15 protein-coding genes are annotated in these 12,403 nt (G+C 68.4%); 9 read left to right on the top strand and 6 right to left on the bottom strand.

What is annotated here, in order from left to right:
* Nucleotides 1-14 precede the first annotated feature (14 nt).
* From HNR51_RS07645 to HNR51_RS07620, 6 genes are all read left to right on the top strand, one after another.
* Complete coding sequence (locus tag HNR51_RS07645) at nucleotides 15-842, top strand: CPBP family intramembrane glutamic endopeptidase (RefSeq protein WP_182554555.1); 828 nt, start codon at nucleotides 15-17, stop codon at nucleotides 840-842.
* 95 nt (nucleotides 843-937) lie between these two features.
* The gene (locus HNR51_RS07640; protein ID WP_182554554.1) at nucleotides 938-1,732 is read left to right on the top strand and encodes a thymidylate synthase; all 795 of its coding nucleotides are present in this window, start codon (nucleotides 938-940) and stop codon (nucleotides 1,730-1,732) included.
* Nucleotides 1,732-2,232, top strand: a complete 501-nt coding sequence (locus HNR51_RS07635; RefSeq protein WP_182554553.1) for a dihydrofolate reductase — start codon at nucleotides 1,732-1,734, stop codon at nucleotides 2,230-2,232. The genes HNR51_RS07640 and HNR51_RS07635 overlap by 1 nt, the downstream gene beginning before the upstream one ends.
* 278 nt (nucleotides 2,233-2,510) lie before the next feature.
* Complete coding sequence (gene hflK / locus HNR51_RS07630; protein WP_012454657.1) at nucleotides 2,511-3,650, top strand: FtsH protease activity modulator HflK; 1,140 nt, start codon at nucleotides 2,511-2,513, stop codon at nucleotides 3,648-3,650.
* On the top strand, nucleotides 3,647-4,609 hold the full coding sequence (gene hflC, locus HNR51_RS07625; RefSeq protein WP_012454656.1) for a protease modulator HflC: 963 nt from the start codon (nucleotides 3,647-3,649) through the stop codon (nucleotides 4,607-4,609). The genes hflK and hflC overlap by 4 nt, the downstream gene beginning before the upstream one ends.
* 109 nt (nucleotides 4,610-4,718) lie before the next feature.
* On the top strand, nucleotides 4,719-6,254 hold the full coding sequence (locus HNR51_RS07620) for a DegQ family serine endoprotease (RefSeq protein ID WP_182554552.1): 1,536 nt from the start codon (nucleotides 4,719-4,721) through the stop codon (nucleotides 6,252-6,254).
* A gap of 109 nt (nucleotides 6,255-6,363) precedes the next feature.
* On the opposite strand, the gene serB is transcribed toward HNR51_RS07620, so the two are convergent.
* Complete coding sequence (gene serB / locus HNR51_RS07615; protein WP_182554551.1) at nucleotides 6,364-7,260, bottom strand: phosphoserine phosphatase SerB; 897 nt, start codon at nucleotides 7,258-7,260, stop codon at nucleotides 6,364-6,366.
* 11 nt (nucleotides 7,261-7,271) lie between these two features.
* Between serB and miaA the strand changes: the two genes are divergently transcribed.
* Nucleotides 7,272-8,225, top strand: a complete 954-nt coding sequence (miaA, locus tag HNR51_RS07610; protein ID WP_182554550.1) for a tRNA (adenosine(37)-N6)-dimethylallyltransferase MiaA — start codon at nucleotides 7,272-7,274, stop codon at nucleotides 8,223-8,225.
* Here the strand turns inward: miaA and HNR51_RS07605 are convergent.
* The gene (locus HNR51_RS07605; protein WP_012454652.1) at nucleotides 8,203-9,069 is read right to left on the bottom strand and encodes an NAD(P)-dependent oxidoreductase; all 867 of its coding nucleotides are present in this window, start codon (nucleotides 9,067-9,069) and stop codon (nucleotides 8,203-8,205) included. The genes miaA and HNR51_RS07605 overlap by 23 nt on opposite strands.
* A 101-nt stretch (nucleotides 9,070-9,170) precedes the next feature.
* Nucleotides 9,171-10,205 (bottom strand): GTP 3',8-cyclase MoaA, encoded by a 1,035-nt coding sequence (gene moaA / locus HNR51_RS07600; RefSeq protein WP_182554549.1) that lies wholly within the window; start codon nucleotides 10,203-10,205, stop codon nucleotides 9,171-9,173.
* 143 nt (nucleotides 10,206-10,348) lie between these two features.
* Between moaA and HNR51_RS07595 the strand changes: the two genes are divergently transcribed.
* On the top strand, nucleotides 10,349-10,777 hold the full coding sequence (locus HNR51_RS07595) for a gamma-butyrobetaine hydroxylase family protein (RefSeq protein ID WP_141951615.1): 429 nt from the start codon (nucleotides 10,349-10,351) through the stop codon (nucleotides 10,775-10,777).
* Nucleotides 10,778-10,832: 55 nt separating this feature from the next.
* On the opposite strand, the gene HNR51_RS07590 is transcribed toward HNR51_RS07595, so the two are convergent.
* Together HNR51_RS07590 and HNR51_RS07585 are read right to left on the bottom strand one after the other, a co-directional pair.
* Nucleotides 10,833-10,991, bottom strand: coding sequence for a hypothetical protein (locus HNR51_RS07590; protein WP_182554548.1), 159 nt, complete (start codon nucleotides 10,989-10,991; stop codon nucleotides 10,833-10,835).
* 66 nt (nucleotides 10,992-11,057) lie between these two features.
* On the bottom strand, nucleotides 11,058-11,300 hold the full coding sequence (locus HNR51_RS07585) for a DUF2171 domain-containing protein (protein ID WP_012454649.1): 243 nt from the start codon (nucleotides 11,298-11,300) through the stop codon (nucleotides 11,058-11,060).
* Nucleotides 11,301-11,464: 164 nt separating this feature from the next.
* On the opposite strand from HNR51_RS07585, the gene HNR51_RS07580 reads away from it, so the two are divergent.
* Nucleotides 11,465-11,602 (top strand): hypothetical protein, encoded by a 138-nt coding sequence (locus HNR51_RS07580; protein ID WP_182554547.1) that lies wholly within the window; start codon nucleotides 11,465-11,467, stop codon nucleotides 11,600-11,602.
* Nucleotides 11,603-11,685: 83 nt separating this feature from the next.
* On the opposite strand, the gene HNR51_RS07575 is transcribed toward HNR51_RS07580, so the two are convergent.
* A complete protein-coding gene (locus tag HNR51_RS07575) occupies nucleotides 11,686-12,360 on the bottom strand; it encodes a L,D-transpeptidase (RefSeq protein WP_141951614.1) in 675 nt (224 codons plus the stop codon).
* Nucleotides 12,361-12,403: the final 43 nt, after the last annotated feature.

The following is a 12,403-nucleotide window of genomic DNA, read 5'->3' as shown; positions in this document are numbered from 1 at the left end:
CGAGCGTGGCCGATATGCCGCCCGTCGCCGCCGATGCACGCCCGCCGAGGCTGCCCCATACCCGAATCTCGGCGGGGTTTTTCTGGCTTGGCCGGGTGCTGCTGCTCATCGCCGTCCCGCTCTCCATCCTGCTCCTGGCGAGCGGGCTTGCTCTCGTCATCGTCCGTGTCGGCGGCGACCTGCGGCTCGGGATCGATCCCCTCACGAGCGCCGCGGCGCGCCCGCGGCTTCCGCTCGCCGAGATCGCCGGGCGCGGCGTCGTGATGGATGCCCTGCGGCAGGTTCTGATGGCGCTGCTTGTGATCGGGCTTGCGGCCTGGGCCGGCGGCGGAGACTGGCGCCGGCGGCTCGGACTGACCCGTCCGGCCGAACCACGGGCGCCGATGCGGCGGCTCTGGCTGCTGCTGCCGCTCTGGCCGCTGATCCACATCGCCTGGGTGACGACCACCGCAGCGGCGCTCCACATGAATTTCGGCAACGGGGTCCGCCTCTCGCCCTTTCTCGGCCCCGCGACGCTCTGGCTGTGGTTCGCCTTCGTGGTGCTGCTGGCACCGGTCGCGGAGGAATTGCTGCTGCGGGGCGAGACCTTCGCCCGTGCGAGCGCCTTTCTCGGCCCGGCAGGGACGATCGTGGCGACCGCCCTCCTGTTCTGCCTCGCCCACATGTCCATCGATCCCGGTGCGAAGGGTGCGCTCGCACGGCCGCTGACCCTGCTGCCGCTCGCTATCACGCTTGGTTGGCTGCGCTGGCGCACCGGCCGGCTCTGGCCCTGCATTCTGCTCCATGGGTGGAGCAATTTCTGTCTGCTCGCCTACCAGCTCGGCCCGAGCCTCCTCCGGTAGGAGCCGAGCCCGCGTAACCAAGACGGCGGGAAAGGCGGGACGGCGGCGCGCCCCGACTCGACATCGGCCCGCACGCCCGCCAGACCTGAAGGGCCATGCGCGCGTATCACGATCTGCTCACCCGCATCCTGTCCGAGGGCGTCCGCAAGGAGGACCGCACCGGCACGGGCACGCTCTCGGTGTTCGGCCACCAGATGCGGTTCGATCTGTCGGAGGGTTTCCCTCTGGTGACGACGAAGCAGCTTCACCTGCGCTCGATCGTCCACGAACTCCTGTGGTTCCTCAAGGGCGACACCAACGTCGCTTATCTGAGAGAGAACGGCGTCACGATCTGGGACGAATGGGCCGACGCCAACGGTGATCTCGGCCCGGTCTATGGCCGCCAATGGCGCTCCTGGGCCAAACCCGATGGCGGCACCGTCGACCAGATCGCCTGGGTTCTCGACGAGATCGCCCGCAACCCGGATTCGCGCCGCCTCATCGTCTCGGCCTGGAACCCGGCCGATCTCGACCGCATGGCGCTCGCTCCCTGCCACTGCCTGTTCCAGTTCTACGTGGCCGAGGGCCGGCTCTCCTGCCAGCTCTATCAGCGCTCGGCCGACGCCTTCCTCGGCGTACCGTTCAACATCGCGAGCTACGCCCTGCTCACCGCGATGATGGCGCAGGTGACGGGGCTCAAGGCCGGCGATTTCGTCCACACCTTCGGCGACGCGCATCTCTACGCCAACCACTTGGATCAGGCCCGCCTTCAGCTCTCCCGCGCGCCGCGCCCCCTGCCCCGGCTGCGGCTGAATCCGGAGGTGCGCTCCCTGTTCGACTTCCGCTTCGAGGACATCGTGATCGAAGGCTACGAACCGCATCCCGCCATCAAGGCGCCGGTGGCCGTCTGATGGGGCAACCGCGCGTCTCCCTGATCGCGGCCGTCGCCCGCAACGGCGTGATCGGCCGCGACAACGATCTCGTCTGGCGGATCTCCAGCGACCTGAAGCGCTTCAAGGCCCTCACCATGGGCAAGCCGATCCTCATGGGCCGCAAGACCTGGGACTCGATCGGCCGCCCGCTGCCCGGCCGCCGCAGCCTCGTCCTCACCCGCGACCGCGCCCTGACCCTTTCGGACGTGACCGTCGTGCACGACTGGGACGAGGCGCTCGCCGCGGCCGGAGGTGACGAGTTGATGGTGGTGGGTGGCGCCGAGATCTACCGGCTCGCCCTGCCCCATGCCGACCGGCTGCACCTCACCGAGGTCGATGCGGCGCCGGAGGGCGACGTGCATTTCCCGCCCTTCGACCGCACCGCCTTCCGGGAGACGCTGCGCGAGGCGCATGGACCCGGCGAGCGCGACGAATTCGCCTTCCAATTCGTCGATCTGGAGCGGTTGGAGGGTCGTTGAGCGGCCGTCAGGCGCTTTGGCCGCAGGGCGGACGAAGTTTCTGGGTCGGAACGGACGTTGCGGTTGACGCGGTGCGGACCCACCTGCCAGCCTTGACAGGACCGCGCGGCGCCACTCAGGTGCGCAGCGTCCATGCGGCACCGCAAACGCGTTCTGGCGCTTGGGGAAACCGGTTTTTCCGGCCTCACGGCCGGTGGGCCGACCGAGGTCAGAGCGGGTTTAGGGCGAGGGTCTTCCGCATCCGCGGGGGCCGGCTTCAGCAGGAGTTCACGTCGAGAATGCCTTGGAGCAATCAGAGCGGCGGCGGAGGCGGCCCCTGGGGCCGTCCCGGCGGCGGCAATGGCGGCGGCCCCTGGGGTGGCGGGGGCGGCGGCAAGACGCCCCCCGATCTCGAGGATCTGCTCCGGCGCGGCCAGGATCGACTCCGCGGCGTGATGCCGGGCGGAGGCTTCGGCGGCGGCAAGGGGATCCTCGTGGCGGCGGGCCTCGTGCTCGGCGCGTGGCTGCTGACCGGCTTCTACATCGTGAAGCCCAACGAGGTCGGCATCAACACGATCTTCGGGCGCTACACCGGCCAGTCCGGCGAGGGCCTGCGCTACAACTTCCCCTACCCGATCGGCTCGGTGCAGAAGCCCAATGTCGGCATCGTGAACTCGATTCCGATCGGCTACATCAACGCCGGCAACACCACCCGCCAGCGCGACGTGCCGGAAGAGAGCCTGATGCTCACCGGCGACGAGAATATCGTCGATATCGATTTCGAGGTGCAGTGGCGCGTCAATCCGCTGAAGGCGGAGGACTACGTCTTCAACCTCGCCAACCCGGACGGGACGATCAAGGCCATCGCCGAGAGTGCGATGCGCGAGGTCATCGGCCGCCGCAACATCCAGGCGATCCTGACCAACGAGCAATCGAGCATCGCCCAGGAGGTCAAGGAGATCGTCCAGGGTGCCCTCGACGAGTACGGCGCGGGCGTGCGGATCGAGGTCGTGCAGCTCACCAGCGTCACCCCTCCGCCTGAAGTGCGGCCCGCCTTCATCGACGTGAACGCGGCGCAGCAATACGCCCAGCAGGTGCGCAACGAGGCCGAGACCTACGCCAGCCGCGTGGTGCCCGAGGCCCGAGGCAATGCGAGCAAGGTCGTCCAGGCGGCCGAGGCCTACCGTTCGCAGGCCACCTCCGAGGCGACCGGTCAGGCCTCCCGCTTCCGGCAGGTCTACGATTCCTACAAGGTCGCGCCCGACGTGATCCGCGAGCGGATCTTCCTCGAGACGATGGAGAAGGTGCTCGGCTCCGTGAACAAGGTCATCATCGACCAGAACGGCGGCGTGGCCGGCGCCAACAGCGCGGGCGTGCTGCCGGTGCTGCCACTGATGGAGAACGGGCGGACGCAGACGAGCGGAGCGACGGGCCGATGAACAATCCAGCGATTCGGACAGGCCTGATCGTCATCGCGGCCGCGGTCGCGATCGGGCTCTACGCCTCGGTCTTCACCGTCGGGCAGATGCAGCAGGCGCTGGTGCTCCAGCTCGGCCGCGTGCGCGACGTGCTGAACCCGGTGGGGCAGAACAAGCCTGGCCTCTACTTCAAGGTGCCGTTCACCGACAGCGTCGTGCTGTTCGACAAGCGCGTGCTCGACCTCGACCTGCCGGTGCAGACCCTGCTGACCGCCGACCGGCAGAACCTGGAAGTGGACGCCTTCGTCCGCTACCGCATCGTCGATGCGCTGAAGTTCTATCAGTCGGTCGGCACGACCGCGCTGGCGAACCAGCGCCTGGCGAGCTTCACCAACTCGGCGCTGCGCAACGTCCTGGCCCGCACCAGCCGCGACGCCATCGTGCGGACCGAGCGCGCGGACCTGATGAACACGATCCAGGAGGACGTGAACAAGCAGGCCAAGGGGCTCGGCATCGAGATCGTCGATCTGCGCATGACCCGCGTCGACCTTCCCGCCAAGAACAGCCAGGCGGTCTACGATCGCATGACGTCGGAGCGGAAGAAGGAGGCCACCGACATCCGCGCCAACGGCGACCAGGCGGCGACGCTGATCCGTGCCAAGGCCGACCGCGACGTCGTCGTGATCCTGGCCGAGGCCAACCAGCAGCAGGAAGAGCTGCGCGGTCAGGGCGATGCCGACAGAAACCGCATCCTGGCGGAAGCCTTCGGGCAGGATGCCGACTTCTTCGCCTTTTACCGGTCGATGCAGGCCTACGAGCAGGCGCTGAAGGGTCAGGACACGCGGCTCGTGGTGAGCCCGAACTCGGACTTCTTCCGCTACTTCAACGATCCGCAGGGTCGTCGCCCGCAGGGTGCCCGCAACGGTGCCGCCCAGCCGACGGCATCGGGTGCCGACGCCACCACCGGCGCCGTACGCTGAGCCTGCGGCCGATAGGACCATCCCGGCCGGCGCCCTTGATCGAGGGTGCCGGCCGCCGAATTTATAAGCCGGCCTGAAACAGGCACGCTCGGAGCTTGAGGGAACGTCCATGAGAGTCGCCGCGAACGCCGTCCGGGGCCGAACGCCGTCGTTTGCCCGGCGCGCCTCATCGGCCCTGGCCGCCGCGGTACTGGGCGTCACCGTCACGGTGACGGCCCTGCCGATGCCGGCCTTCGCCCGGGGTCCGGAATCGCTTGCCGACCTTGCCGAGAAGGTGACGGATGCGGTGGTGAACATCTCGGCTTCGACCACGGTCGAGGCCAGCAATCGCGGTGGCCGCAACCTGCCGCAGCTGCCTCAGGGCACGCCGTTCGAGGATCTGTTCGAGGAATTCTTCAAGCGGCGCGGCCAGGGCGCGCCGAAGGGCGACGAGGACAGCCCGCGCGGTCCCACGCGCAAGTCGAACTCGCTGGGCTCCGGCTTCATCATCGACGCCTCGGGCATCGTCGTGACGAACAACCACGTCATCGGCGACGCCAACGACATCCAGGTGATCCTGCACGACGGCACCAAGCTGAAGGCGGAGATCATCGGCAAGGATTCGAAGATCGACCTCGCCCTGCTCCGGGTGAAGCCCACTGCCGATCGCCCGCTCAAGGCGGTGCCGTTCGGCGATTCCGACAAGATGCGCCCGGGCGACTGGGTGATGGCGATCGGTAACCCGTTCGGCCTCGGCGGCTCGGTCTCCGCCGGCATCGTCTCGGCGCGCGGCCGCAACATCGAATCCGGCCCCTACGACAACTACATCCAGACGGATGCGGCCATCAACAAGGGCAATTCCGGCGGCCCGCTGTTCAACATGGACGGCGAGGTGATCGGCATCAACACCGCGATCCTCTCGCCCTCGGGCGGCTCCGTCGGCATCGGCTTTGCGGTGCCGTCGGGCACGGCCAGCCAAGTCGTCGATCAGCTTCGGCAGTTCGGCGAGGTTCGCCGCGGCTGGCTCGGCGTGCGTATCCAGAACGTCGACGAGGCCACCGCAGAGGCGCTCGGCCTCAAGGGCGGCGCCAAGGGTGCGCTGGTGGCCGGCGTCGACGAGAAGGGCCCCGCCAAGACCGCCGGGCTCGAGGTCGGCGACGTCATCGTCAAGTTCAACGGCGTCCCGGTAAAGTCGTCGAGCGAACTGCCGCGCATCGTCGCCGCGACCCCGGTGGGCAAGACCGTGGACGTTCAGATCGTGCGCAAGGGCGAGGAGCAGACGAAGTCCGTCCTGCTCGGCCGCCTCGAGGACGGCGAGAAGACCCAGGTCGCCAACGTCAAGCAGCCGGAAGCGGAATCGGTCAATCGCCAGATCCTCGGCCTCAACCTCTCCGGTCTCAACGACGAGGCGCGCCGCCGCTTCGGCATCAAAGAGAGCGTGAAGAGCGGCGTGGTCGTCACCAAGGTCGATCCGAACTCGACCGCCGCCGACAAGCGCATCCAGCCCGGCGAGGTCATCGTCGAGGTCGGCCAGGAGGCGGTCGCGAACCCGGCCGACGTGACGAAGCGCGTCGAGGCGCTCAAGAAGGAAGGCCGCAAGTCGGTGCTGCTGCTGGTCGCCAGCGCCAGCGGCGACGTGCGCTTCGTGGCAATCGGGCTGGACTAGCGCGATCGCTCACGGCTCGCCCCTATAAGCTGTCGTTCCCCTCTCCCCGATGCGGGGAGAGGGTGTTTGTGTCGGATCGTGCTGACCACGGCGAAACGCCGTGGCGGACTCAGACCGCGAACTCCGCCGCCGCGAATCCTTGCAGGTAGAGCAGCGCGGTCAGGTCGCCGTGCTCGATCCGAACGCGAGCGGCCTCGGCCACTTTCGGTTTCGCCCGGAAGGCGACGCCGAGGCCGGCCTCTCCGAGCATCGGCAGGTCGTTCGCGCCATCGCCCACCGCGAGCGTCTCCGATGGGCTCAGACTCCACCGCGCCCGCAATTCGAGCAGGCTCGCCCGTTTGGCCTCGGCGCCGACGATGGGTTCGACCACTTGCCCCGTGAGGTGGCCCTCGGCCACATCAAGGCGGTTGGCGCGGGTCTCGTCGAAGCCGAGCGTCGCCCCGATCGGGCCGGTGAACAGGGTGAAGCCACCGGAGACGAGGCAGGTGAAAGCGCCGTGCGCCCGCATGGTCGCGACGAGGGCGTGCCCGCCGGGCGTCAGGCGGATCACGTCGCGGATCAACCCGTCGATCACGCCGACCGAGAGGCCCTTCAGTAGGCCGACCCGCTCCCGCAGCGCCGGTTCGAACGCGATCTCGCCGCGCATGGCCCGCTCGGTGATCGCGGCGACCTGATCCTTGATGCCGACGACGTCGGCGAGTTCGTCGATGCATTCCTGCTCGATCATGGTGGAGTCCATGTCGGCCAGGAACAGCCGCTTGCGGCGGTGCTGATCGTGGGGAAGCACGGCAACGTCGATGGGCTCGTCTCCGAGCGCGGCGCGTAGGGCCTCGGTCAGCGCCGGCGCCTCTTCGGGGGCACCCGGCACCAAGAGTTCCGCCGCAACCTCGCCGTGCAGGATGCGCGGCTGATGCTCCGTCCGCGTCACCCGCCGCGCTTCCGCGAGCACCGCGTCGGTGATGGCGGGCTGGGCCGGGTTTGCTATCAGCGTCGCAACGAGGGTCATGGAGAGCAGCCGTGCGCAGTTCGGACGGGCAGGAAGCAGGGCGCCCGGCCGCCATCCTCATTGCAGGGCCCACCGCCTCGGGCAAGTCGGCACTCGGCCTGCGGATCGCCCGCGCCTTCGGCGGCACCGTGATCAACACCGACTCGATGCAGGTCTATGCCGACCTGCGCGTGCTCTCGGCCCGGCCCACCGCCGATGAGGAGGCCGAAGCCCCTCATCGGCTCTACGGCAGCGTGGACGGCGCGGTAAATTTTTCGGTCGGTCATTTCCAGCGGCAGGCGGCGGCGATCCTTTCGGAGATGCCGCCGCATCAACTGCCGGTCTTCGTCGGCGGGACGGGCCTGTATTTCCGCAGCCTCGAGGACGGCATCTCCGATCTGCCCGAAGTGCCGGAGCCGATCCGGCAACAGATCCGGGCGGAGGCGGAAGGCCGGCCGACCGAGGCGCTTCACGCCACACTGACGCTGCGCGATCCCGAGACGGCCCAACGCCTGCGGCCGTCGGATCGGATGCGGGTGATGCGGGCGCTCGAAATCTTCGCGGCAACCGGCCGCTCGATCGGCTCGTTCCAAGAGACGCGGCTGCCGGGCCCGCTTGCCGGACGTCCGCTCCTGAAGGTCTTCCTCTCGCCCGAGCGCGAAACCCTGCGCCGCCGCATCGACGCGCGCTTCGTGACCATGATGGAGAACGGCGCCCTCGACGAAGTCGCCGCGCTGCGCGACCGGCGCCTTGATCCGCTGCTGCCGGTGATGCGCGCCCACGGGGTGCCGGGGCTGATCGCCCATCTCGACGGGACGCTCTCCCGCGAGGAAGCGGTTCAGCGCGGCCAGGGCGACACCCGCCGCTACGCCAAGCGCCAATTCACGTGGTTCCGCCACCAGATGGGCGCAGAGTGGCACTGGACCACGCCGGAGGCGGCGTGGTCGCTGGCCGAAGCCCTGCTCAGCGCTCCAGTCGGGCGATGAGGGAGGAGGTGTCCCAGCGCTTGCCGCCCATGGCCTCGACCTCGGCGTAGAACTGATCGACCAGGGCCGTGACCGGCAGGCGGGCGCCATTGCGGCGGGATTCGGCGAGGAGGATGCCGAGATCCTTGCGCATCCACTCCACCGCGAAGCCGAAATCGAACTTGTCGGCGTTCATGGTGCGTCCGCGATTCTCCATCTGCCAGGAACCGGCCGCGCCCTTCGAGATCACGTCGAGCACGGCCTCGACGTCGAGGCCCGCGCGCTTGCCGAAATGGATCGCTTCGGACAGGCCCTGAACCAGCCCGGCGATGGCGATCTGATTGACCATCTTGGTGAGCTGGCCCGAGCCCGACGGCCCGAGCAGGCGGCAGGATCGGGCGTAGGCCATGATGACGGGTTCGGCCTCCGCGTAGGTGGCCTCCTCACCGCCGCACATCACCGTGAGAACACCGTTCTCCGCGCCAGCCTGACCGCCGGAGACCGGCGCATCGATGAAGCGGAGGCCGGCCGCATCGGCGGCGGCCGACAATTCGCGCGCGACTTCGGCGGAGGCAGTGGTGTGATCGACGAAGATCGCGCCCTTCTCCATGCCGGCAAAAGCCCCGTCGTCGCCGAGCACCACGGAGCGCAGGTCGTCGTCGTTGCCGACGCAAGCGAAGACGATGGCGCAGCCTGCCGCCGCCTCCCGGGGCGTCGCGGCGGACCGGCCGCCATTGGCCGCGACCCAGGCCTCCGCCTTGGCGCCGGTGCGGTTGAAGACGGTGACGTCGTGACCCTTCTTCGCGAGGTGGCCCGCCATCGGCGAGCCCATCACGCCGAGGCCCAGGAACGCGACTTTCGCCATGGTTGGTCTCCGAAATGCATTCAATTCGGAGCGGGTCTACGGGCGAGTCCAGGGACCGTCAAACGCCGAACCAATGTCTTCGGCAACCTGCGCTCGATCGCTCAGCCGCCGGTCACGCTCATATGCCGCGGCACGGCCGCCGGGCGGGCGCGCTCGATGACGAAGTCATGGCCCTTGGGCTTACGGGAAATCGCCTCGACCACGGCCTGCGTCACCAGGGCGTCGTCCGGCGAGGCGCGCAGGGCGGCGCGCAGATCCGCCGCATCCTCCTGTCCGAGGCACATATAGAGCTTGCCGGTGCAGGTCAGACGCACGCGGTTGCAGCTCTCGCAGAAATTATGCGTCAGCGGGGTGATGAACCCGAGCCGTCCGCCGGTCTCCTCGACGCGCACGTAGCGGGCCGGGCCGCCGGTTCGGTCGGGCAGCGGGGTCAGGGTGTAGCGCTGCTCCAGACGCTCGCGGGCGACCGAGAGCGGCAGGAACTGGTCGGTGCGGTCGCCCTCGATTTCGCCGAGCGGCATCACCTCGATCAGCGTCATGTCCATGCCGAGGCCATGAGCCCAGGCGATCATGTCGGCGATCTCATCCTCATTGACGCCCTTCAGCGCCACGGCGTTGATCTTGACCTTGATGCCGGCGGACCGGGCCGCCTCAATCCCGGCCAGGACGACCGAAAGGTCACCGCGCCGGGTGATCGCCCTGAACTTCTCCGCGTCGAGCGTGTCGAGGGAGACGTTAATGCGGCGCACGCCCAGATCGGCCAGTTCGGGGGCGAAGCGGGCGAGTTGGGACCCGTTGGTCGTCAATGTGAGTTCGTCGAGGGCGCCGCTCTTCAGGTGGCGCGAGAGCCGCCGGAAGAGGTGCATGATATCGCGCCGCACCAGGGGCTCGCCGCCGGTGATCCGCAGCTTGCGCACGCCGCGATCGATGAAGACGCCGCAGAGGCGGTCGAGCTCTTCGAGCGTCAGCAGGTCGCGCTTGGGCAGGAACTGCATGTCCTCGGCCATGCAGTAGGCGCAGCGGAAGTCGCAGCGATCCGTCACCGAGATGCGCAGGTAGGTGATCGCCCGCTGGAACGGGTCGATCAGCGGCGCGGGCCGCAGCGCCGCGGGAGCGTTGTCGGCGGGACCCCACATGCGCGCCTCTGAACTCGACTCGTTCCGGGATTGGGCCGTTTTGTCGGCTGACAGATCCAACATCGCCATCCATATGAGGGCGGTGGCATTTTCCGGCAAGCGCATCAGCGCAACGCCGGCATGAGAGCTTGAGACGCACGATCATGAGCGAGCGCTGGCCCACCGAGATCCGCCTGTCCGGCGACAAGCGCATCCTGACCGTCGCTTTCGACGGAGGCGGTCGCTTCGAACTGCCTGCCGAATACTTACGCGTCTCAAGTCCGTCCGCGGAGGTTCAAGGCCATTCTCCGGCCGAACGCAAGGTGCTGGGCGGCAAGCGCGATGTTGCGATTCTGTCGGTGGAGCCGGTCGGCAACTATGCCGTGAAGCTGTTCTTCGACGACATGCACGATACCGGCATCTTCGGGTGGGACTATCTGTTCGATCTCGGCCGCGAGTATCGCAACCGCTGGTCGACCTATCTTCGCGAGCTGGAGGAACGCGGCCTCTCCCGGGACCGCACCGCCTCGGCGCCGGCCAAGGCCAGCCATGGCGGCGGTGGCTGCGGGAGCGGAAGCTGCGGCTGTCACTGAGGTCGCCGGACGAGTCCCGGCGCGGGCCGCTTTCGCGAGCGGCCCGCGGACAGTGTCAGCTCGGCTGCTCCTCGACCTCGTCGAGATCCTCGTCGGGAATGGCGTCCGGACGCGGAGCCGGCGGATCGCCGGCCGGGGATTGGGGTGCGGGTGGCGGATCGCCGACCGGCTTCGGCTCGGCCTCCGATTGCGGCCGATCAGTCTGTGCAGTCACGCGAATCTCCGTTGAATGCGTCGTCGGGTTCAAAGGACAAGGGCTCGGCCTGGCGAAAGGCCGACATCAGGCTGCGCCCGACGTGCTCCACTCCTTCTTCACCTCGTCGGCGCTTCGATCGAGGCGGACCTGATCGCCCTCGACCGAGATGACGAGGTCGAGCGGGATGTAATGGTGAAGTCCGCCCGCGTCGGAATCGCTCTTCGTGAGCTTGATCTCGCCCTTCCCGACGTGATCGACAGTTCCGACATGGCCGCCGTCCGAACCGACGACGGTGGCGTGCTCGCGAATCTGGCTGACATCGACCATGGCTGTCTCCCTAATGAGGCTGGCCAACGGGCGTCGCGGATCGATGTTCCTTTGCGGCACTCCGCCGACAGGTCGCTCGATCCCCGGGCTTTGCCTGCGACCGCGCGGCATTGAACCATGCATTCGCCTCGCCGTTGCCCTGCGACATCAACAGGAGGCAGCGCGTGTCAGCCACGAATTCTCAGCACCGCATCGGCCAGGACGTGGATTCCGTCGATCAGCTCAGCAGCGTCGTCATACTCGGGCTTGCCATCGCGGGCGGCATTGCTGCGGTGGTGCTCGACCTTCTCCTGATCGGCTGACGCGCCCCCGAATCGGACCGCGCACAAAAGAAAAGGGCCGGCATCGCTGCCGGCCCTTTCTCATGACGTCTCCGGATGAGCGATCAGCGCTGAACGACGACCCGGGCGCCGACCTTCACGCGGCTGTAGAGATCCGTCACGTCTTCATTGGTCATGCGGATGCAGCCGGAGGAGACGGCGGTGCCGATCGTCTCCGGCTCGTTGGAGCCGTGGATGCGGTAGATCGTGTTGCCGAGATACATGGCGCGGGCGCCGAGCGGGTTCTCGATGCCGCCCTTCATGTAGCGCGGCAGGTCGGGGCGGCGGCGCAGCATTTCGGCTGGCGGGCGCCAATCCGGCCATTCGCGCTTCATCGTCACCGTCTGCATGCCGCCCCAGGTGAAGCCCGGGCGGCCGACGCCGACGCCGTAGCGCAGGGCTTCGCCATTCGGCTGGATCAGGTAGAGGCGCCGCTCCGCGGTGGAGACGACGATGGTGCCCGGTGCGTAGGGGCCGGCATAGGGCACCGTCTCGCGCGGAATCGCGGTCATCTGCGGCACGGTCGAGGCCAGCGGATCGGCCGCGGACGGCGCGCCGGGGATATCCGCCGGCAGGGCCGCGTTGGCGGTCGGCACGGTGTTCTGCGGGCGCACGCGCACCGTCAGGACATCGGTCAGCGGCTGGCGGGTGAGCGGGTCGATCTCATAGGCAGCGGCGGGGCTTGCGAGCGCGAACGTCGCGCAGGCAAGCCCGCCCAGGGCAACGACGAAACGGCGCATCAAGGGCCTCTCGGGGCAGGCGAAGAACAGGGAACGCGGTCGA

Origin of the sequence: Methylorubrum thiocyanatum (assembly GCA_014138645.1) — a bacterium.
Taxonomy (GTDB): Bacteria; Pseudomonadota; Alphaproteobacteria; order Rhizobiales; family Beijerinckiaceae; genus Methylobacterium; species Methylobacterium thiocyanatum.
This window is presented reverse-complemented; position numbering and strand designations above follow the sequence as displayed.

Coding starts and splice junctions, on each gene's coding strand:
- HNR51_RS07645 (WP_182554555.1), top strand. CDS start 15: ATGCCGCCCGTCGCCGCCGATGCACGCCCGCCGAGGCTGCCCCATACC.
- HNR51_RS07640 (WP_182554554.1), top strand. CDS start 938: ATGCGCGCGTATCACGATCTGCTCACCCGCATCCTGTCCGAGGGCGTC.
- HNR51_RS07635 (WP_182554553.1), top strand. CDS start 1,732: ATGGGGCAACCGCGCGTCTCCCTGATCGCGGCCGTCGCCCGCAACGGC.
- hflK (WP_012454657.1), top strand. CDS start 2,511: ATGCCTTGGAGCAATCAGAGCGGCGGCGGAGGCGGCCCCTGGGGCCGT.
- hflC (WP_012454656.1), top strand. CDS start 3,647: ATGAACAATCCAGCGATTCGGACAGGCCTGATCGTCATCGCGGCCGCG.
- HNR51_RS07620 (WP_182554552.1), top strand. CDS start 4,719: ATGAGAGTCGCCGCGAACGCCGTCCGGGGCCGAACGCCGTCGTTTGCC.
- serB (WP_182554551.1), bottom strand. CDS start 7,260: ATGACCCTCGTTGCGACGCTGATAGCAAACCCGGCCCAGCCCGCCATC.
- HNR51_RS07605 (WP_012454652.1), bottom strand. CDS start 9,069: ATGGCGAAAGTCGCGTTCCTGGGCCTCGGCGTGATGGGCTCGCCGATG.
- moaA (WP_182554549.1), bottom strand. CDS start 10,205: ATGTGGGGTCCCGCCGACAACGCTCCCGCGGCGCTGCGGCCCGCGCCG.
- HNR51_RS07595 (WP_141951615.1), top strand. CDS start 10,349: ATGAGCGAGCGCTGGCCCACCGAGATCCGCCTGTCCGGCGACAAGCGC.
- HNR51_RS07585 (WP_012454649.1), bottom strand. CDS start 11,300: ATGGTCGATGTCAGCCAGATTCGCGAGCACGCCACCGTCGTCGGTTCG.
- HNR51_RS07575 (WP_141951614.1), bottom strand. CDS start 12,360: ATGCGCCGTTTCGTCGTTGCCCTGGGCGGGCTTGCCTGCGCGACGTTC.